This window comes from Aquimarina brevivitae (assembly GCF_004216895.1).
Classification (GTDB): Bacteria; Bacteroidota; Bacteroidia; order Flavobacteriales; family Flavobacteriaceae; genus Aquimarina; species Aquimarina brevivitae.
Genome location: NZ_SGXE01000002.1, coordinates 925259 through 947567 on the forward strand (window position 1 = coordinate 925259; position 22309 = coordinate 947567).

The 22309-nt window shown below is 34.3% G+C and carries 18 protein-coding genes; 8 read left to right on the forward strand and 10 right to left on the reverse strand.

Going from position 1 to position 22309, the window contains the following annotated elements:
• Positions 1-26 precede the first annotated feature (26 nt).
• The 5 genes from EV197_RS11850 to EV197_RS11870 form a co-directional block, all read right to left on the reverse strand.
• Positions 27-953, reverse strand: coding sequence for a hypothetical protein (locus EV197_RS11850; RefSeq protein WP_130286973.1), 927 nt, complete (start codon positions 951-953; stop codon positions 27-29).
• Positions 954-1188: 235 nt separating this feature from the next.
• A complete protein-coding gene (locus tag EV197_RS11855) occupies positions 1189-4053 on the reverse strand; it encodes a hypothetical protein (protein ID WP_130286974.1) in 2865 nt (954 codons plus the stop codon).
• A 484-nt stretch (positions 4054-4537) separates the two neighbouring features.
• Positions 4538-6190: a S8 family serine peptidase gene (locus EV197_RS11860; RefSeq protein ID WP_130286975.1), complete on the reverse strand. Its 1653-nt coding sequence runs from the start codon at positions 6188-6190 to the stop codon at positions 4538-4540.
• A gap of 61 nt (positions 6191-6251) precedes the next feature.
• A complete protein-coding gene (locus EV197_RS11865; protein WP_130286976.1) occupies positions 6252-6440 on the reverse strand; it encodes a hypothetical protein in 189 nt (62 codons plus the stop codon).
• A gap of 102 nt (positions 6441-6542) precedes the next feature.
• On the reverse strand, positions 6543-8168 hold the full coding sequence (locus EV197_RS11870; RefSeq protein WP_130286977.1) for an AraC family transcriptional regulator: 1626 nt from the start codon (positions 8166-8168) through the stop codon (positions 6543-6545).
• Between the two features lie 251 nt (positions 8169-8419).
• On the opposite strand from EV197_RS11870, the gene EV197_RS11875 reads away from it, so the two are divergent.
• From EV197_RS11875 to EV197_RS11905, 7 genes are all read left to right on the forward strand, one after another.
• Entirely contained in the window at positions 8420-8911 is a 492-nt protein-coding gene (locus EV197_RS11875; protein WP_130286978.1) for a hypothetical protein, read from the forward strand.
• A gap of 558 nt (positions 8912-9469) precedes the next feature.
• Entirely contained in the window at positions 9470-9769 is a 300-nt protein-coding gene (locus EV197_RS11880; protein ID WP_130286979.1) for a hypothetical protein, read from the forward strand.
• Positions 9770-9821: 52 nt separating this feature from the next.
• Complete coding sequence (locus EV197_RS11885) at positions 9822-10142, forward strand: hypothetical protein (RefSeq protein WP_130286980.1); 321 nt, start codon at positions 9822-9824, stop codon at positions 10140-10142.
• Between the two features lie 46 nt (positions 10143-10188).
• Complete coding sequence (locus EV197_RS11890) at positions 10189-10953, forward strand: GLPGLI family protein (RefSeq protein ID WP_130286981.1); 765 nt, start codon at positions 10189-10191, stop codon at positions 10951-10953.
• A gap of 58 nt (positions 10954-11011) precedes the next feature.
• On the forward strand, positions 11012-13678 hold the full coding sequence (locus tag EV197_RS11895) for a carboxypeptidase-like regulatory domain-containing protein (RefSeq protein WP_165389054.1): 2667 nt from the start codon (positions 11012-11014) through the stop codon (positions 13676-13678).
• A 768-nt stretch (positions 13679-14446) separates the two neighbouring features.
• Positions 14447-14893 carry a hypothetical protein gene (locus tag EV197_RS11900; protein ID WP_130286983.1) on the forward strand — a complete coding sequence of 149 codons (447 nt, stop codon included), beginning with the start codon at positions 14447-14449 and terminating at the stop codon, positions 14891-14893.
• Positions 14890-15282, forward strand: coding sequence for a DUF2237 family protein (locus EV197_RS11905; RefSeq protein ID WP_130286984.1), 393 nt, complete (start codon positions 14890-14892; stop codon positions 15280-15282). The genes EV197_RS11900 and EV197_RS11905 overlap by 4 nt, the downstream gene beginning before the upstream one ends.
• A gap of 177 nt (positions 15283-15459) precedes the next feature.
• On the opposite strand, the gene EV197_RS11910 is transcribed toward EV197_RS11905, so the two are convergent.
• The 4 genes from EV197_RS11910 to EV197_RS11925 form a co-directional block, all read right to left on the reverse strand.
• A complete protein-coding gene (locus tag EV197_RS11910; protein ID WP_130286985.1) occupies positions 15460-16845 on the reverse strand; it encodes an exonuclease domain-containing protein in 1386 nt (461 codons plus the stop codon).
• Positions 16846-16998: 153 nt separating this feature from the next.
• On the reverse strand, positions 16999-18273 hold the full coding sequence (locus tag EV197_RS11915; protein WP_130286986.1) for an NAD(P)/FAD-dependent oxidoreductase: 1275 nt from the start codon (positions 18271-18273) through the stop codon (positions 16999-17001).
• A gap of 100 nt (positions 18274-18373) precedes the next feature.
• Positions 18374-19885 carry a DUF748 domain-containing protein gene (locus tag EV197_RS11920; RefSeq protein WP_130286987.1) on the reverse strand — a complete coding sequence of 504 codons (1512 nt, stop codon included), beginning with the start codon at positions 19883-19885 and terminating at the stop codon, positions 18374-18376.
• Positions 19886-19990: 105 nt separating this feature from the next.
• Positions 19991-20422 carry a hypothetical protein gene (locus EV197_RS11925; RefSeq protein ID WP_130286988.1) on the reverse strand — a complete coding sequence of 144 codons (432 nt, stop codon included), beginning with the start codon at positions 20420-20422 and terminating at the stop codon, positions 19991-19993.
• Positions 20423-21176: 754 nt separating this feature from the next.
• Here EV197_RS11925 and EV197_RS11930 point away from each other — a divergent pair.
• Complete coding sequence (locus EV197_RS11930; RefSeq protein WP_130286989.1) at positions 21177-21428, forward strand: hypothetical protein; 252 nt, start codon at positions 21177-21179, stop codon at positions 21426-21428.
• An 11-nt stretch (positions 21429-21439) separates the two neighbouring features.
• Here the strand turns inward: EV197_RS11930 and EV197_RS11935 are convergent, their stop codons facing one another.
• Positions 21440-22291, reverse strand: coding sequence for a DMT family transporter (locus EV197_RS11935; protein ID WP_242610723.1), 852 nt, complete (start codon positions 22289-22291; stop codon positions 21440-21442).
• Positions 22292-22309 lie beyond the last annotated feature (18 nt).

Below are 22309 nucleotides of genomic sequence, written 5' to 3' on the forward strand. Positions count from 1 at the left end.
AAAGGGCATATCGGCGTTTTTTACTTTTATATCCCCAAAGCGATGGAAAAATTAGAGCGGTCACCTGCCAGGGTGCGATCAAAGAAATATTGGTAGCCAATTTTGAGGTTCATTTTGCTGTTTTTAGCAACGTTAAACAAAAAATAACTCTGTATGGAGGTAGTATAATTTTCATCGGTATTAAACAGTCTGCCGATCACCTCCTTTTTACCAATTGCGCCCTGTAGCATCACGGAGATTTGATACTTACCGGTGGAGTAATCTTCCCCTTTTTCGTTATAAGTCCCTGCCTCTCCACTACCGCGATAGGTAAATCCAATACCGCCGGAGCCGATCACCTCTACATCATAGTCCGTGGATTGCTGGTTGTAGATATTTAAGCCGCGCATATCAGCATACATCCCAAACAGAAACTCGTCTTTGTAATTGTCAAACTTTACTTTAAAAGAAGGCATCACCCGCAGGGTTACCGGTGCAGCTTCATAGTCCAATACATCAATCGCACTAGAGGAATTGATGGTATCATACGATGAGGAGAGTTTAGAGATCAGTAGCAACGGTATGTTGTAGCGATGTGTGGCATAGGTATTGGCATCACTGGGATCGGCTACATAGAGTTTGTAATGAATTACCTGCGCGCTGATGGAGGCTCTGTTTTCACCTTTGCTGAGGATGGAAAAGGACAAGGAGTTCTTGCCAAAGAAATCAATTTCATCCTTCTGAGTATTGACTATGGTATCTGTATCGGATTTTTCGGTTTCGGATTGCGTTAGGTATTTGGACACCGTTGCGCTATCGACGGCTTTATAAACCGTTTTGTTATCGTCAGTGGTTTGTTTTTTAACAAAGCGTGGTTCTTTAACTAAGGTAGAAAAAGGTGCTTGTGCCTGGAGCAGCATACTGCCCAATAGGAAAAGTACTGTGGTAAAAAGTGTTTGTGTTGTTGTTTTCATCGTATAGGTGTTTTGTGTTTGTACATATACACTTACGACGCTGTGGCTACGTTACGCCAGGTTTTAAAATATAGTTGGGGTATATTTTATGCGATTAAAGATACGGAAAACGCAACAACTACCCAAGAATGACTCCCCAGCAGTTGCTTTTTGCTACCGGGGAGGTTGATATAGCGTTTAAGAACCTTTTAATAGGGATAGTTTGTATCGTTTTTATTTTTTGATATTGAATCCATTATTTATTCCCTAATTTTTCAAGGTACTCTCCTAAAGGGATATCAAATCCCATTCCTACAAAGGCCTTATCCCCAAAGTTTTTATCCTTGATAAAAGGAAAACCGACCATAAAGTTGATATCTAACGCATTGTAGAATCTAAAACCGGTACCGATACCGATATGGGTAAAATCAAAATTTTCATTAGTAGAGGTATTCGCCAGGGAATATAATAAGCCAGAACCGTAAACAATAGCATACCAATCATTAATAAAAGGTGCGTTTTTATTAAGATAGATATCATCTTTGATTACATTCTCATAGCCACCATATCGTTTAAAACTGTGTAGCCTTAGCCGCAGACCAAGCTTCTCTGAGGCAAAACCAATATTATTGATCCTCTCCTCTATCCCTGGAAATTCTGTATCTCCGGCAAAAAATAAGTTTTGATTAAGACCTAAAGATAAATACAATGAAAACCTGGAGGCATCATTTCTGTTAAAATATACTTCTAAATCGGTCAAGAAGGAGGCTACATCTACCTCTACATAGTTTTCATTAACATTGATCAACGTATATTTTTTCATGGCATTGATAAATAACAGATAGCTCTCTTTAAATTTAGTATCCGGCAGGTTTGCTTCTACTTCTTCACTACCGGTACGTATCATATCTACAATGCTTTTAAAGGTTTCTGCTTTATCGAGGTTGTTTAAATTTCCAATAAATTCAAAAAGAGTAAGTAAGCTTTTGTCATACTTTCCTAATTTATTAATTGTTTGTAATTTTTTGATTTTTAAAAGTGGTGTAACCTTTATTGCAAAATCTTTGAGATACTCATTAAACTCATTATTATCAAAAGGATCTTTAATTTCTAACTCTATAAGTATTTCTTTAAGAGTAGTATCCATATAATTAATATCCAATAATGTAAAATTATTAGTGAGTCGTATCTTGTTCATTCGAGCATATAACTCTGTTATCAATTTTGTAGTTCTATTAACAGTAGTGGCATCCTTTATTACTGAATCCTTAAATTTAATTTTACCATTCAAAATCTCATTAGACAATTCTTGAATAGAGTTGTTTATAAAATTCTTATCTTCAATGATAAATTTTAAATTCTCTTTAATTGTTTCTTCAATTTTTGTCTTTGGAAATTTTTCCTGATAAGTCTTAATCTTATCTTTAACATCTTGAATTCTTTTATTTAAAGCAGATAAAGTATCAATATTTAAACTTATATTTAAATATGTACTAAGAGGTTCAATTTCCGGTGAAGAATCTTTTATTTCATTAAATGAATTGTTGATAATTTGGTAGATTTTTTTAAAATCTTCTATTTCCTTAGTTCTCTTAATCTGACTGATTTGATCATTTATAAATTTTGCCTGAGCTTTTATACTTCCCGTATCGGGAATTTCTTTAGTTTCTATTATTAGGTAGTTCAATAAACCTAAAGGCACGTCTGATAATTCATTTAATGAATTATAGTCTTCATCAATTAATGGTTTCAAACTATTAGAGTTTGTATATATTTTATTATACTCATCAATAGCTATTAGATTATTTTGTAATTTATTTAAAAATTCAATTTGAAAACTACCAGTATTACCAATAACCTTAAATTGATTTTTTAAACTTATAATTTTTTCAAAAACATCGATAAGTTGATTTCGGTTATCTATGTTGGTTAGAAAGGTTTTAAGGGATGTATCATTCAAATTGGACAAAGAAGAAAGGTCACTAGAAAGTATGTTTATAACTCTGTTTTTTAGTTCATCTATAATTTCGTCTGACTTTTTATCTGAGAAATTGGTTTCTTTGATTAATTCTTTAATGACATCATAATATAACACATAGGGTTCAACTTTTTCTTTTACACGAATATGTAAAGAATCCAAATCGATTTTTAATTTTAGTCCTGCATCTGTGCTAGATAAAGATTTATAAAAATTACCATTCCTATAATCTATTTTATTTTTAAAAAAGCCTTTACCCCTTAATTCTTTTATCTCTGATAATGCAGAACTTGTTACATCAACAACTAGCTCAAAAGGAAGGTCAATTTTCTGATTAGGTATATTTTTCTCATCTCTTTTTAGTATATTATCTACTCTAAACTCATTTAGTAATCTAATTAACGAATCCGTATTTTCATTTTTCTTTTCAACCTTTTTATATAACTCCTGAATTTTAAGCTTTTCTAACAAATCATATAACTCCTCCTTATTATTGGATTCGAGTTTTCCTATTTGCTCTCTTATCTTAAAGGCCAGATCTTTAATTCTATTATATGTTTCATTAGCTTCATCAATTCCTCTGCGCTGTTTAATCTTGTATAAACGTTTACTTTTTTTATCATATTCTTCATTAGAAACTTTTAAAGAATCGATTTTAGAAATAAATAATTCTCTATTCTTATTGTTCATCAAGTCTTTTTTTAGCCTATAAACCTCAAATTCTTGGCGTAAAAGATTCGATTTAAATAATCCGGCTCTATTCTCATCCAATAATTTTTTGTATTTTCTTATTTCATTCTTTTGATATATTCCTGTTTTCTGTTCATATGCAGAATAGTTTACTTTTTCAAGAATATTATTACTTAAATCCAGTGTATCTCTTTTTTTCCTATATAGTGCATACGCAGTGCCCAATGCTAACGCATAATTAGTAGTTAATTCTAAGATTTCCTTCTCTATAACTTCAGGATTTTTCTCGTTAAGCAGCAAGTTCATGCTATTCTGTATATAATATTTTGTAGTATAGTTTGTTTCAGGAAATAGCTTTAGCATAAATCGCTTTAAGGCTTCTTCTTTGAGCTCTTTTTGCTTATCCGATATAATTTCAGTTAATACCTCGACATCAATTGTTCCCTTTTTCATAGTCAATGATTCGAGTCCGACTCCTAGCGTTGGGTTTTCCTGAGCTGAGACAAAATTAAAGAAGCTTAGTAACCATAAGGTGAGTAGTAGTTTTTTCATGTGAAACTTAAGTTGGTTTAAAAATAAAAATCCCCATAACCAGAAGGAAATTTTCCTCTGAATATGGGGTTATACATTTTACGTTACAGCTAATATACTAATTATTTGTTATCCACAAAACAACCGGAACTACTCACTAAAAAACAACCTCGGCAGCTGCTTTTGTTTGTAGATGGTAGTTGATAGTTAATAGCAATTGATCTTTGAGTCTTTGAGTATGTGAGTTAGTAGTTCGTGGTTTGTAATTCGTAGTTTAAGGTTTATAGTTCACAACACACAGTAACTAGTGGCTAGTTGCCTATTTGCCATCGATAATCATCTAATGCTCTCTTTATTCCTGGTCTTTTAATATTTGAGTCTTTGAATCTTTGAGCCTTTGAGTTTTTTAATTTTTAGAAAGTTGTTCTGCCATCAGTAAGGCGTTATAGGCATTCACCACTTTACCGGATTTGGACAGCTCTGAGAAGGGAACTGTTTTAGTAGTTCCGTCCTCTTGTTCGATTTCAACCTCCACCTGGTAAGTAGTGCCTGATTGTAATAAAATATCTTTTATCTCGGCTGCAGTGAACTCAGGATAATAGGATTTTAATAAGGCAGCTACTCCAGCAACAATTGGCGTAGCAACTGAAGTTGCATTTGCTAACCGATATTTATGAAAAGGTATCGTAGTCTTAATTCCCACACCTGGGGCAAAAATATCAACATTGTTCTTACCATAATTGGAAGAACTGAATAGAAACCTTTCATTAGGATACGAAGTTGATGCACCAACCATAATGAAACTATCACTGATTTCAGTCTCGTTATCTACATTGTCATTTGGATAATATGAATGTTTATCAGTATCTAAATCTAAGTTATCATTACCTGCGGAAGTAACAAATAACACATCATTATCTGCGGCATACCTAACCGCATCTTGTACCCATTGTTGATTTAAAGAATATGATTTACCAGAACTCATATTAATAATATCAGCTCCGTTATCAACGGCATAACGTATGGCAAGTGCAATATCTTTATCATGTTCATCACCATTAGCGGAAATTGCCAGAGGCATCAGTAAAATATGGTCCGATATTCCCTTTACACCAATAGTATCATTTCTGTTAGCAGACAAAATTCCAGAAACCAAGGTTCCATGATATAGTTCTTTAAGATTTCCAGAAACATTGTTGTTACCGTAGTTTTTATCTCCTATGTTATAGGGGTCATCACCCGTAATCGTTCTTTCATTATATTGAGGATCGAGACTTTTAGTTAAGAGTCCTTCTTGCTGCTCGATTAGGGTTAATAGTAGGTCATCAGTTAATCCCCCTTTTAAGAATAGTAATTTATCCTTTTTCAATTTTTCGGTCATACTATCAACAGGTTGATAAGACTTTATTAAAGCTTCTTTATTAGCATCTGGCCCATAGATAGAATCAAAAAATGAAGTAGCGTTGCGCACTCTATTTAACAGCACTTCTGCTCTCTTTTTTAAGTTTTCTACTCCAACTTTTATTTCTTGTTTTTCGCTTAATGCTTTTTGGTAAAGCTGGAATTCTGCTAGTAGGGCTGGATCAATATCTGCTTCTGTTTTTTGATAAAAAAGTGAATCATACTTACGAAGTATACGGATTACCTCATAATTAGAAAAGATTACATTTTCTCCTTTGGCATTGCCTAAAAAATTCCAACCATGGATATCATCCACATATCCGTTATTATCGTCATCGATATTATTATCTGGTATTTCTTTTTGATTTACCCAAAAACTACCTACTAAATCTTCATGGTTGATATCCGTCTCCGTATCAATGACGGCTACAATAACGGTATCTCCTTGTTTATCTTTTAGCAGTTCATTGTATGCTTTTTGTAGACTGATACCAGCAAGAGTATCATCCACCATATCTTTGAAATGCCAATCAGGACCAATATCGTCCTGTTTTTCTTTGGTAACTGCAACTATTCTATCAACAACAATAATTTTTGTTTGTTTGTTACAAGAATATAGTAAGCTTAAAATAAAAAAAGAAAATAAAAAGTGCTTCATAAAACTTAAATAAGAAAAGCCTTAAAGAATAAGGCTTTTAAGTATCAGTAAAATTTAATTACTATTGACCATTGTCTTCATATGTTTTAACCAGGCTGTCATCAGTTTGGCCACCGCCTCCACCACCTCCGCCATCAGTATCTGTAGTGGTAGTCATATTGTTAATACTGTTATTTCCTCCTTTAATTAAACTTAAGTTATTGAGTTTAGTGATTTGAAACTTTTCCAGTTTTAATTTGTTTGATTTCATTGAATAATGAGTTTTAGTGAATTCTAATTTTCAACAAATATAGGATTGTGAAGATATTAAATACAATTGAATTAATCGATATTCTAGAATATCGATTAATAATTATAGGTCTTCCTTTAGCTTTTTAATAAAGTAAGATGGGTATATGCCTGTTTTTTTAAAGAAGTGTTTTGAAAACACTTCAGCTGTATTAAATCCACATTCTTCGGCTATGGCTTGAATCGTAAATTTGCGAAATGTACTATCATTTTGAATTTTCTTTAATGCATATTCAATTCTTAAGTCATTAAGGAATTTCGTGAAGGTTTTTCCAGTCTCAGATTTGATAATTAAAGATAGGTACTTAGTATTTGTTCCAAATTTACTGGCTAATGTGGTAGATGTAAGATTACAATCCGTAAACTTCTTCTCTTCTATAAACTTTTTGATTTCATCTTTTACCTTACTTACTATTTCTTCAGGTATTGAAGATAGTAAGTTAGAGGTGCTTTCATTTTTTTTAGTATTTGCTTGTTCTCGATCCTCATTTGTTAATTGAAGCTTTTTATTTTTCTCGATAAGTTCAATATATCTTTGGTGGTATATCCTCCTTTTTCTATAGTTGAAAGCGATAAGAATGATAGACAAAAATAAGATAATGGAAAGTGACACTATGATTATGGTAGCTACATTGCTTTTTTGTTGCATTAAACTAATCAGTTTATTTTTCTGTTCGATCAACCTTGGTGTCTCGTATTCCTTATATATTTTTGTGTCAAGATGTCTATAGTTTTCGTTTAAGGTGCTATCAACTTTTAAAAGAGTTTTCACATATTTTAATTCATTTTTAATGTTACCATTTCTTTTATTAAAGTTGATTAAATATTCATACGTTGGTCTTAATTCAGGGTGGATATCATTATGAACTTTAAATAGAGAGTCTATCTTTTTGAAATTAGCAATTGCTTTTATGGTATCATTTTGTTTCAAAAGCAGTTTTCCTAGATAGAAATAAGCAAACGCAATATTAGGATCAGTGCGTTTCTTGTTTTTGGAATAGAATTGAATAATTGAGTCAAGTCTTTTATTTAAAAAATCTTGTTTATCATGATTGAATTTTATTTTAAGGATCGTATTTGTCAATAAATAATTATAGTAGTTAAGGTTTTTCTCTTTTAAATTATCTAAACCAATTTTTGTAAAATAAAAAGCAGAGTCAGGCATTTTTAATCTTCTATAAGCATTGGCTATTGAAAATAAAGTAACATGATAATTGTTTTGTTCTTCAATTATTTTCTCTGGATTATTTTGATAATGGTCTAAAGTAATTTTAAATGCTTCCAAAGCTTTTTTATACTCACCGGATCTAACCCTAATTGCCCCTATATTATGGTTTACTCTGTTTAAATAATTTTGGTCTTTTATGCCTTTTGCCAGTTCATAGCCTTTTACGTGATAATCTATAGCTGCCGGAAAGTCTCTAATAATGTAATAGTAGCTACCCCGCTGTAAAAGTCCGGTGATCATTCTTTCCTTATCACCAGTTTTTTTTGCTTTTTCTAAATAAGCTCTTGAGTAGAGCTCAATATTTTGCTTTTCGTTACTATTTCTAAATTTTTCAGATAAGTAATCAAATGACTTTGTCTTTAAAGAATCTGGTACTGTTTTATAATTAGATGTTTGCCCAAATAGGTTTGAAACTAATGTAATTAGAAAAATAGTCGTTGATAAAACAGTATTGTTGAACATAAATACAGGTCTTCTGTTTAAGATCTTAAAGTACAAATATAATGTTAAAATTATTCTGAATATCAGTTAGGGAAGATAGATTAAAAAATGAATCGAGATTCTAGAATTACGACCCCATAATTCTAGAATCTCGACTAGCAACCTTTGTAAAGCCCATTTATCTGCCCCTATCTTTGACCCAATCCAAAACCACAAGTGCACTTCGATAAATTCAGTTTTGGGATTTTAATCACCTTAAATTTTAATACAACATGGCATTAGAAAATTTAATAAGCATAAGCTTTACGGAAGAAGAATTAACACAATTAGATAGTCACTTATTAGGCATCCGCCAAATATTAACGGGTAAGACCGTTAACCTCACCCCAGACCAACGCAGGCAATACGGACGTATTGCCAATCAAAACAAACTGATTGTAGACAAAGCCAAAAACTATATGGAGCAACATCCGGATTGGATACCTCGCTTTGTTGACAAATCAGAATTTGACCGCGACTACACAGCCCGCCAACAGGTAGAAAACCGAGTGCAACTCTTAGAAAGTTTGTCTACACAACTTGTGGACACCAAAACCTTGCTGGATCACGACAATTATAACAATGCCTTAAGCTTTTATCGTATGCTACGCTTTTTAGCAGGAGAGAATGAACCGGGTGCTAAATCAGTCTACGAGGATATGAAAGTGCTTTTTAGCAAAAGTAGCCCGGTGTTAGCGCAAGAGGAGAATGATATAGAACAATAATCTAAGGGGTAATCATAACCCCCTCTACCCCTAATGACAATGGGTAGAGGGCTTACTGAAGTGCTTCTAAGGATTAAAGTAAGGCTTCGAAGCATTGATTTTAGGGTCAGAGGGCCATTTGGATACCCCCTAGACCCCATTAGGTAAGCATTACAGGCTTTACTGTAGGCCTGGGAGGCCTAGTGTTAAGGGGTTATACCCTTTGTAGTAAGCATTCGAAGGATTAACCTAAGGCTTCGAAAGGGTTCACTGTTGGTTGAGACCCCTTTGATTACCCCCTAATGCCGGTCTGTATACAAGCAGACCCACCGTGAACGCCTACTTATGTTTTTTTATAGTCCTTGAGTTGGGGAGTTTTTGAGTTAGTGAGTCTCTGGATAATTCCTATAGTTAAAAAAAGAGAGTCAGCTTTTCAAATGAAGGATAGAAAACAACAATATAAAAACATTGGCCACTGAATTCCCACTTTGAGGATAGGGGGCTGACATTGCGCAATACAGGCGATAACCGAAAAGCCTTTAACAGAGTAGGTGTAAACTAAAATAACAATAAAATAGTATGAAAACAATAATCTGGGTGTTGCTCATAATTTTTTCCTCAAATCATTTGATGGCAAATAATTCTGACAGCTTATTAAGAACTATTGACAAGGATGAAATCCGCAATAACACCACAATAAGTTACATAAACAAAACTCTCGAAAATGACTATTCCTGTACACTATCTTTTAAGGTATACATCCCAACAGAAGCCGGAATAATTGGTTTTGGAATGAGTATCACAGCCGATACTTGTGAAGAAGCAGAAGCTGGGATTGGAGCAGCAGTAGACGGTTTAATCAATGAAATAATGAGGTAAAAAAACCTGAAGACGGGTAAATACAATTATTAATAATCTAAAATTTAAAATCATGAAAAAAGTAATTTTAATCATCACAGTAGCATTAACAATTTTTACATCACAACAAGCATTTGCCATAGATAATAGTAAGTCAGCTTGTACGGAATCATATTTTGAAGCAGAGTTAAATAATCAACTTATAGACCTAAAAGTAGATACTGTAGTTATTGATTATTTAGAAACTGGTCAATGTACGGTTTCTGTAGAAGTTTCATATAACGGTGTTTCTGCTAGTTTTAGCGTAACAGCTGATACGTGCGAGGAAGCAGGAGCTGGAGCGGTACAAGCCGCGTCTGGTTTTGTCAAGGAGTTGAAGAAAATAATGGAATAAATAAAAACTAAAAAACTATATTTACCCGTCTAACATTATTTTAAAAGTGAAAAAAGCAATAGTATTACACTCCTTTTTCTGGTTACTAGTAACTTCAATGACAGCCCAGCAATCGGATTTTCAAGGAAAAATTGAGTATAATTTTGATTATAATCTTAATAAAATAAAAAAATACTCATCTGATCTCATATTCAATCAATCAAAGTCCATTTTTTACTGGAATGATACTGCGGATCAATCCTCGGCAAGTAAAGATGATTTTGGTAACATTTCCTTTGATGTAGAGATTAAAGATAGCATTGGCACCATAAACATCACAGATTTCAGTAAAGATTCAATAGTAACAAGAACACTATGGATAAAAGGTAAAACGTATCTGATTAATGAAAAGATTGCCAAAATAAATTGGAAATTGCTGAACGAACAAAAGAAAATTGGCAATTTTCTTTGTTCTAAAGCTAACTGTAGTTTTAGAGGAAGAAACTATACGGTTTGGTATACCAATCAGATTCCCTTACCGATTGGACCTTGGAAACTACAAGGTTTACCAGGTGCAATTTTAGAAGCGAGAGATGAAACCGGAGAAATTTATTTTGCTGTAAAAAAGGTGACTATACCATATCCTATTACTGTAAACACGGCAACGCTCGAAGGAGAGAAAATATCGCTTAAGGATTTTGTAGCGGTAAGGAAAGAGTTATTGAATACCATTGTTAAAACCTTTAAGTCTAAATTACCTAGAGGTGTTAACGCTACATTAGATAGCAGCCAAGAAAACTATTTAGAGAATTCGTTTGAATTCGAACAATAACTTATTTAATATCACACTTTCACCACACAGATTCTTATTTATGATTTGCTCTAAAAATATGAACCGAACTTATGTTTTGTACATACTTTTCTTATTTACCACGCACATCACCTTTTCACAATCTATAATCAAAGGAAAAGTAACTGATAGTATTGGGCAACCCATTATCTCTGCAAATGTACTCTTACAAACGAATTCGACCAACACAATTTTGGCATATGACTATACCGACCAAAATGGAGATTTTCGTATTGAATCAGACAACATTGGCCAATTAGTATTACGAATTAGTGCATTGGGATATACGCCTAAAGAACTTCAACTTAACTTAACCGCTTCGGGAACAATTATAAAAGAATCGATACAATTATACAATGAGCCTTTTGCATTGGAAGAGGTTATTATTCAATCGGATGCTCCAATTACTGTTAAAAGGGACACCATAGTATTTAATGCAAGCAGTTTTACAGATGGAACTGAAGATGTAGTTGAGGATTTGCTTAAAAAACTTCCTGGGATAAAGGTAAGTGAGGAAGGAAATATCACTGTACAAGGTAAATCTATAGAAAAGGTTATGGTAGAGGGTGATGACCTTTTTGAAAAAGGGTATAAACTATTGACAAAAAATTTAAACTCCGAAGTTATCAGTAAGGTAGAGGTATTGGAAAATTTCTCAGACAATCCTTTACTCAAAGGTATTGAAGATAGTGATAAGGTGGCTCTAAATTTAACCATAAAGGAGGGTAGAAAATCAACGCTTTTTGGTAATGCAAGTTTGGGGCTAGGTACTAGACAGTTTTACGAAAACCGATTAAACCTAATCTCCTTCAATAAAAAAACTAAATACTATTTATTTGGAAACCTTAACAATACAGGGGTTGATCCTACTGGGGATATTTATGCTTTACTCAATCCGGGTCTATTTGGCGGAATAACTTATATAGGTGATGATCAACAAGCAATAGAATTTACTGATATTGGAACTTTTAGACCTAATCTAAAAGATAATCGAATAAATTTCAATAATGCAGAGTTTGCATCCATTAATGGTATATATAATCCTTCAGATAAGCTTAAAATTAAAGGCCTTGCTTTTTTTAATAGTGATGAAAACGACTTTTTTAGTAATCTCACGTCTAATTATCTAATCGGTGAAGATAGCTTTATCAATACTGAAGATCGCGAAGTAAAGCGAAAATCTATCAACGGATTTGGCAAATGGGATGTTATCAGTGATTTATCAAAGAGATCACGGTTAGCCTATACAGGTAAATATCAAATTGGCAATACCGACAGTTTTTCAAATTTAATTTTTAATGAAGAGGCAATCAATGAAGAGTTACAAAATGAATCCAGGTTTTTTGATCAAAGGTTTACCTATACCCATAGAAATAGTGATCATAAGGCTTTTCTTTTAACTGGTCGTTATATATACGATAGCAAACCTCAAATTTATCAAACAGACACCTATATTTTTGATGAACTTTTTTCGAATTCAGACGACATAAATGGAGTACTTCAAAAATCAACAAATAATCTTCATTTTTTAGGGATTGAAGGTAATTATGTAATTTCTGGAGACAAAACCAATATTGATTTAAAATTTGGATACTCCAATAGTAAGAATGATCTACATAGTGATTTCCTATTTTTAGATACCAATAATGAGGTAAGGAATGCGGGTGAAGAATTTTCTAATGACCTTGAATTTTTACTAGATGATATTTATGCTAATTTTAGATATAGATATGCTTTGGGAAAATTAAAATTATCACTTACCTTAGAAACTCATCAAATCATAAGTACCGTAAAACAAGAGGGAGAGCGTTCTACTGAAAATCCATTTTATACAATTCCTACTATAGGTATTAACTGGTCATTAAATGAACGAAATAAACTTACAGCGCTATATAGATATACGACTACGAATTTTTCGCTTAATCAACTATATAGCAACTATATTCTCACAGATTTCAGAAGCTTCAAAAGGGGAACTGGCAATTTTGACCAGTTAAATGGTTCCTTGTTTTTATCAAATTACACCTATGGCAATTGGGATGATGAATTTCTTATAAATGCTTCTTTCCTATATCAGAAAGATGATAATTATACCAGCAGTAACAGTCTTATACGTCAAAATTTTTCTCTCAATGAAACCATAATTCTAAATGACAAGGACTTTTATTCATTGAGCGTTAACATTGACAAGTTTATAAATAAACTATCATCCAATATCAAAGTAAACGGAGGGGTGTCAAGCACTAACTTTGAGAATATTGTCAACAATTCAGAACTTAGAAAAATTACAACCAGTACATATACCTATGGTATGGAGTTAAGATCGGTCTTTAATGGTATGTTTAATTTTCATATAGGAACCAAGTGGATGAATTCCATTGTCGAAATCAATACTACAAATACAAACCTTAATAACGAATCATTTTTGGATGTTACCTTAGATTTTTCAAAAAAACTAAAATTCTCTTTAACCAATGAAAGATATTACTTTGGCAATTTAGCTAAAGATAATCGGGTATTCTATTTTAGCGATTTCAATGCCCAATATACCATCAAAAAAAATACGCTTACCCTAAAATTTACTGCGCAGAATATCTGGAATACCGATACCTATGCTAATTTCTACATTGGCGACACCAGTGAATTACGCACTGAATATCGATTGCTGCCCAGATATTTTTTATTGAAAATGGATTTTAGGTTTTAGTTGTCAGGTTGAGTGGTCCGAAATGTAAGGATCTTATCTAGACTTGTTTGATAGCCATAGGTATGGTAGCATCTCGATACAATTTTTGTTACCCAAAAATCACTCGATGTGACAGTGTGCTTCAAATTGAAAAACGTGATGTCAGGTCGAGGGGTCCGAAATGTAAGTATCGTATCGAGACCTGTTTTATAGCCATAGGTATGGTAGCATCTCGATACAATTTTTGATACCCAAAAATCACTCGATGTGACAGTGTGCTTTAAATTGAAAAACGTGATGTCAGGTCGAGTGGGCTGCATAGCAGCTTGTATCGAGACCTAGTTATTAGTTCGTGAATATGTGAGGCAGTGAGCTTGGAATTGTTACAAACAGTGTCACATCTCGACTAAGCCTGTCCTGAGCTGAGCCCGCCGAAGGACTCGATATGACAGTATTATTCAGTTTACTTCGCTTTTATATATTCATTTCTAGGACGTTAACGTACTCAAAAAGTCTAAAAAACATATTGATTAGAAGTAATCATATTCTATTAAAATCAGGTACTTCTTCCCCCCTTTGAAGGGGGTCAATGGATGTTTTGGACTGAGTCTGTGAGTTCGTAGTTCTTGGTACGTAGTTCTTAGTTTGTAGTTCTTAGTTTGTAGTTCTTAATTATTAGTTTTTAACTCTTAGTTTTTAACTCCTAACTCCTAACTCCTGACTCCCTAGTGTTAATGTTTGTTTAATGAATATTGAATATGGTTAAACAATTTGTATCTTTAATCTGTTATGATATTAGAAACTACATATAGCAGTAAGGAAAATAAGGAATTGATTAACGATTTGGTAGGAAAACCGTTCAGCTTCTTGCAAAATATAAGAATGGGCGGTATTGGCTCCAAGCGAATGATTATTGATAAAGTGAGCCCTAGCATGCGCCAAGTACTTAATACCGTTTCGGATTTAAACTATGGTAATATTGAACTGCGTCCCAAGGGAATTTTACTATCTATAACCAAAGGATTGCGGAATTTTACCTGGGTAGTCCCCTACTATCAGTTTTATATGTATCATACGCCAGCGGTGAGTATCCATGCGCAAGGAAAGTTCGTTTTATTTAAAAACAACAGAACACATCGTGAAAATGAGGCTTTCTTTAAAAAACTACAACGGCTTAAAGCAGAATATGATCAGCAGTATCCGCACGTAGACTCCATTGATATTTCTACCATATGAGTACTACTCCGCCTTCTGAAGAAAAGCATAGTACGGAAAAGAATGTTTTTGGAAACCCATTACTACCCTGTTGTACCACTCCCATGACAGGATATTTTAGAGATGGGTATTGCCGGACCATGCCGCAGGATACTGGTACACACGTCGTATGCGCTGTGGTTACCGCTGCTTTTTTAGAGTACACTAAATCCCGCGGTAATGATTTAACCACTCCCATTCCACAATGGCAATTTCCAGGGCTACAACCAGGTGACTCCTGGTGTTTGTGTGTTTCGCGATGGATTGAGGCAGAAAAAGCTGGTAAAGCTCCTAAAGTAGTCCTTGCAGCAACACATCAAAAAGCATTGCAGTACACCACGTTAGAGAAGCTCAAAGAATATGCGTATTAGTTTTTGTAGTTGGTAGTTCTTAGTTGGTAGTTGGTGGTTTCTAGTCATTACTTATTGGTTTGTGGCTGGTGAATCTTTACTCCTAACTACTACCATCCTATTTCGGAATTGGAACATCTAATAGTGAAAAGTCGATTGACTATCTAACAGATTCTCACTCCTGCTACCTAGTCTTAACTAACTTTCATACACCACATTGCGTTCCCCATACTTTTTGAGATAGCCTTTGATGATCTTAGTAGTATGATAGGTGTGCTGCTGCGGGATTAAAAAATCTTCGCAAGCGGTTATAGAAGTCAGTTGATCTTCATCCGTAACATAGCCATAGCCTTTATAAATACCTTCTTGTATAAGCACAAAACTTTGCTCCTCTTGCGCCCTACCTTTTTCGCGAATCACATAGGTTTCTTTTTGCTCGTGCAACTCTTGAAGCGCTTGTTGTACCCGAATGTTATACAAAGCTACAGACTCTTTATTAGTACAAATACCCTTACACGTTTTTATTTTGTAATGCGAGCATTGTTCTAAGGTACTTTGTAACCCGCAATATCGAGGGCATAATTGATACTTGATGCATAATTCCTCCAGGCAAGCTTGTGCTTCAGCCCGAGTATAAAATACATCCAGGGTTTCTTGTGCCGAACTGCGCGATCGATCGATAGCCAACTGAATAACCCCTTTGCGATTGGTATATCGAATAATGCGAAACATATGTACCGGTCTTTTCTGCGCTACATTATACTTCGGGTAGTGTTGCTGTATTTTATCGGCTTCTACTAATAAGGCGACGAGTTCATTACCGGTGGTTTCAAAATCTATATCGTGTGTACTTTGCCCTAAGGCATATTCGCGATTCTTTTTATCGTAAAAATGACTAATGACCCGTTGTTTAATATTTTTGGCTTTGCCTACATAGATGATTTTGCCCTGCTGGTCTTTAAACAGATAAATTCCGGTGGTTTCAGGTAAATTCTCTATAGCTGTAGGGTCTAGGTGTGGCGGCAACGTAGCTTGCTTAGAGCGTGCATTGATGAACTGTTGAATGGTCTTTTGACCTTCATCTAATGCTAATAAATATTGAAAAAGTTGGACCGTTGCATCGGTATCGCCCTCTGCCCTATGGCGATCTACTAGAGGGATATCTAATGCTCTGCATAATTTCCCTAAACTATAGGATAGCAAGCCTGGCACTAATTTTCGGGATAAGCGTACCGTACATAATTTTTTGCGCGTGTAGGTATATCCTAAACTTTTAAATTCCCCACGGATAACATTGTAATCAAAATTGACATTATGCGCTACAAAAACAGCGTCCGTAGTCATGCTTATAATTTGTTCTGCAATTTCCGGAAAGGTAGGTGCATCGCGTACCATGTCATTATCAATGCCCGTCAATCCTGTAATAAATGGAGATATGGTACATTGTGGGTTGACCAGTGTGGTAAATTTATCTATAATTTCTCCTTGCTGTAACAGTACGATACAGATCTCGGTAATCCGATTGCCGGTAATTCCTTTTCCGGTGGTTTCAACGTCTATAATTGCAAATCGTTGGTGTGGCATACTAGCTCCTCATAAACAAGCTCAAAATTACAACAAAAAATTATATTTAGGAGTATTTCCAGTAATTTTTGGAAATATTCCGATTACTTATACTTTTCACCATGCGATAATCTGTAGTAAAGCTATCGTAACCTATGCAAATTGATCTTCCTTTTAGCGATACTCAGAAGTCAATTCCCCTACGACCAATCCGTCTTCCAAAGCATTGACTACACCCATAGCCGCTAACTCTCCACTAAGCATGGCTCCATTAAGCGAGCTATTGAGTAAATGATCGCCCGCTAAATATACCCGTGGTAAGATGTTGGTCTCTGTAGGCGACATGCTATAGTGCACATTCGTAATATCTGGTAAGGCCTGACTAATGCGATAACGTTTGATAAACTTAGTTCGAACAATACCACAGTAGGCTGCCAATTCTTCTTGGACTTTAGTAATGAGTTCCTCTTCCGTCAATTGATGCTTTTTGACCACAGTAACACACAACACATGATCATCACCTGAGGTTTGTACTTGTGGCAAATAGTTGATATTATTAATAAGACTTTCTTCTTCCGTGACTAAACCAATTAAATCATCAGACAAAACCGCAGTAGCCGTCACAAAGTATAGCGTATCACAACTTTTCCAAACCGTTTCTTGATTGTTCAAATTTTGAATTAAACTACTGGGTGTGGTTGCGATAATGGTAAAATGGCTATCTATTGTAGTATCATCCGTTAAGATGATCTTGCCTTCTTTTACTTGTTGTACATCGGTACTGTATTGAATGGTTGTATGTTTCAGGTTATTGTATAATTGCTCGGGTATGGCTTTGATACCACGTTTAGGAATTGCCGCGCTACCCTCGCTGAACATTTTATACACAAATTGAAACATCCTACTCGAGGTGCGTAAGTCGGGTTCCAGGAATATACCTGTGAAAAACGGCTTGAAAAAATTATCTATTACCGTTGAAGAAAATCCATACGATTGCAAGAAGGCTAAGGTAGTTTGCTCTTCTTCTTCAAAAATTTCTTCAATAGATTTGGTTTTTAGGGCACGAGATAGCTTGAAGATTTTTAACTTATCCGAAAACGTAGCCGCATCGGATAATAGGGTCGGTATTAGCAGAGAAAATGACCGCAAGGGATCCCCAATTTTCTGAATATTTTTAGTGTTGAATAGTGCTGCGCCCGGCAAAAAGTGGTGTAAATCCAAAGCTTTATAATCCAAGTATTTTTTGGCCAATGGATAGGCGGTTAATAATACCTGAAATCCACGATCCAGGGTGTGGTTATCGAATTGATCTGAAGTCACTCTTCCCCCTATTCGATCTGATTTTTCGAGGATAACGGGATGATAACCGTGATTTTCTAAAACCTGAGCCGCTATCAAACCACTTATCCCTGCTCCTATAATGTGTATTTTATAATCTTCCTTTTTCATCAATTTCGTCTTTTAGCTAACTATTTTTGTTGATCTAAAATAAAATATACTTCAACAAAATATCTTATAGTTTTCACAAAACTTTAGTGTGGAGCGAGATTTACGACTCTACTGTTTTGATTAACCCTCGTCGTATACAAAGCCAAACATAATTCCAAAATGATTTAGTGGGATCTCTTTCAACTTTGATATCTTTTTTAGTCACCCTTCCTTTATGTTTTTGTTTCCCTATCATTAAGTTAGCTGCTCTGGTGAGTATAGAGGTTAGCATTTTAGCCTTATGCCTCAGAGGCTTTAGTTTTAGGTGGTCATAATGAATACTAGCATCCCCGAGAGCTCGATGTTTATTACCGCTAAAAGTAAAATAGAATTCAGATAACTTCCCTTCTGCTTCAATATGCAAGGTAGGTGCTATAAAGGCATTGATCGATGCAGCTTCTACATCTTTAATACTTCCTTGTATGGTAAAGGCATCATCTGTTGCCCTCATATCCATTTCCCAATTAAATGTTATAGGGGCTTGATTCATATAGTCAGCATTGATAACTATGTTTACTTTTTTGGCATCGGGTAACGTACTTATGGAAGAAGAATTAAGTGAAAGGTTATGAAATTCTAATACGCCCGGATCCAATTTACTATCAGGTTGTTCGGTGTACTTTATGTAGCTCTTTGTTGCAACAAGTGAATCAATGCTGATCTTGAAAGGGAGATCTTTTAATAAAGTGCTGTATAGCTTCTTTTTACTGGTATCGTCGGGTAATTTTTTGTTTCTGGAAATATCAAATTGTAAACTATCGATTAGTACAGTTTTACTTTTTATCATTAGTAGGTCATTAGATTCGATGAACTGAGGACTGTTTATTTTTAATGAGGCTCCCTGGAGCTTCATATAATCTTGTTCTTTATGAATCTGCTGTAAAAAATTCTGCTCACTAACTGTGGGGGTTATAGCATAGTTTATTAAATGAATATATGAAGATGCTATATTCAATTGGTCGATTGTAAATTGATAATAGTTGTTTAAGTGTGTCTTTATTGTACGTACATTACCAGAAATATCCTTTAAAGTAAAAGGAATCTTTTGCTTTACAGTATTAGAATCCAGTCTAAAATCTTGTATATCTAAACTAAAACTATCTACTGCTATCGCTTGGATACTGTCATTCTTGTTTTTTTGCAAAAATGAACCCTTTGTAAGCTGTATATTTTTGATCCATACCGAAGTGGATAAAGCTTGGATATTCTTTTTTTCCTGAGTAGTAGTACTGTCCTTGGAGTACAAAATGATGTTAGGTGTATCGATTACCAGGTTGTTTACTATGATCTTGTCTCCGCGAAGTAAAGATAGGATATCAACCCCACTCAACGAACACTGTGAAGCTGATACCTTAAATTTATTTTTCTTTTCGGCATACACATCTGAAATAGTACAACTTCTGGAAAACAACGACAAGCTCATATCTGTATACTGCAATTCTTGATCGGTACTGTTCAAAGATTGTAATTGTTCTTTAATTGTAGCTTTGGCCCAAATGACAATACCAATATAAAGTAGTGCCATACATCCAATGGTCAGCAAAGCAATACCATACTTTCTAGAAAATTTCATACGTTCTTTATTTCTTCCTAAATACTAATCCTGAGTACTTAAAAATAGAACAGTAATACAAGGCGTATGGTCTTATATGAGAGAAGTTTTAACCCGTATAGCGAATCAATGATCCGCTGATACTTTTTCAGAAAGGGATTTAGCCCAATGGATGGCTTCATCCAAAGTGGCAAAGTTTTGAAATCGATCGCGCATAAAAAGTTTTTCCATAAGCGCATTTAACATACTTTTTCTTGAGTAACTTACAATACCATAAGCACGAAGTTTAAAGTCACTCTTATAGAATTTCAACCAATCTGCAGGTCGCGTAGCGTAAGAATGAACGCGATTGGAGATATACACAATATCGGATCCATTATGATCGTATAGATGTGTTAATTCTTCCACCACGGGTTTGGCGTGCTCTTCCCAGGTAAATAAAATCCCCTCATTTACTTCAGCCACCACAAAGGTGTCGAACAAATAAAACGTACCACTAGGAAATGAAATTTCGTGGATCGCATCCTGATAATATGGTGTTTCCTTTAAATAAACCATAAAAACTAAAAAATTCTACGTATTGAGCTTAAAAAAAGAGGACTTGTGAGTGTGATAGCTAAAGTAAGAAAATAAAATGAAATAGCTGGTACTGCTTAAAAAACGGGATTAGACAGAAGGCTTGTTCTTAGTAAAGCTTTGATAGCCCAGCGCGCCTTTGTAATTTGTTAAACATAAAAAAGGAGCCTAAAAGGCAAACCACCACAATTTTTCCGAGGTATGTATATTTGTGATTCCAGTTTTTTTACTAGTGTAAGCCCCTTAGACGTCCTTATTAGTGTTTCTCTTTCGGTAGTAATCATTGTTGACTGCATAAAATAAACGATATTATTGCAGTATTATGTTATTTACCCTACTTATAATTTTGTTAAATGTTTAAAAACTAGTCCAATAGATACATATTAACAACAAGCTTTTCGGCAAAGTACAGTACTCTTTTTATAATATAAGAAAACGGAACTACCCTAAAGCAGTATCCGTTTTCCCCTCAAAAGAGTTAGCCAAACTATTGAATTAGCCAATTACAACTTTTGTAGACTTACAATATTCCAATTGTAAAATCAGACTTCATGAATAAGTCACATTAGCTGTTATTTTCTAATTTATGTTAAAGAAATATGACCTACAAGCATCAATTAGGGATCTATATACTTGAATGAGGGAAAAGGGATATCAGATGAGTGATGAAAAAAATTTGCAGTTCTTATGGTTTTACCGTAAATTACTAAAGTCTCAAACCCAAATTAATACGCTTATGCAAATTTCTACTTTATCGCAAAAGTTTAATAAAAAGAACTTAGAAAAAAAATATAAGGATCTCTGGAATAAAGGTATTCATCTCAAAACCGTAGATGATCGCAATCGAGATTTTTACTACAGTATTTTTTATGTCAATTTTTTGTTTGTAGAAGTCATCTACAATAAAATTACTGGTGAGATCATAACCATTAAAAGCTTTACAGACATCAATAAACTGATGTATTACCTAAATGAAGATTTTCAGTAAATACTAAAGCTTTAACGTTTTTTATAAACAGCTTTGCGCTTGCCAAACCAAATATTGAGTACCAGTCCTAAAAGTATTAAAGCTATGCCAACCAGGCTTAGCCAGGGATAGCTATCTCCAAATAATAACACGCCAGCAACTAGGGTAATGACGACCTCCACATACTTTAATGCCACCACTTTGTTTGTAGCCTGGGATTGAAAGGCTTTGGTCATAAATAATTGTCCAAAATACCCAAAAAAGCCTAGGCTTAATAAGATAAGCCATTCGAAGTCTTTTGGCGTTTGCCAATTAAAAATGGCTAAGGTGCCCCCTACCAATACAGAAATACACATAAAATAATTGACGATAACCACAGGGTGATCTCGATGCCCTATTTTATTAATAATTACATATACTATTCCGCTAAATACTGAGGACAACAATACCAACACTAAACCCAACCCCTCAATCTGTGGATTAAACCCCTTAGCTAGCAAAACTCCAATAAAGGCAATGACAAAAAATAACCATTGAATGGGTTTTACTTTTTCTTTTAAAAGAAACACCGCAAAAACTGTTGCAAATATGGGAGATATATATCGAAGAGAAACAGCTGAACCTACGGGTAAGTAGCTTATGGAAACAAAAAATAACCCCATAGAGGTCACACCGGCAAAACCTCTTGCAATCAATAAGCCTTTTTGAATCCCAAACACAGGAATTTTATGATACCACAAAAATGGAATAGTAAAAAATAAAGAACCAAGAGCCCTGAACAACACCAATTGTGGTCCGCTAAAGTGATCCAATGATTTCAGTATGATATTCATGGCAGTAAAACAAACTGCACTGATTAGCATGTAATAAATGGCCTTTTTCATAGCTAGGCCAAAGATAAG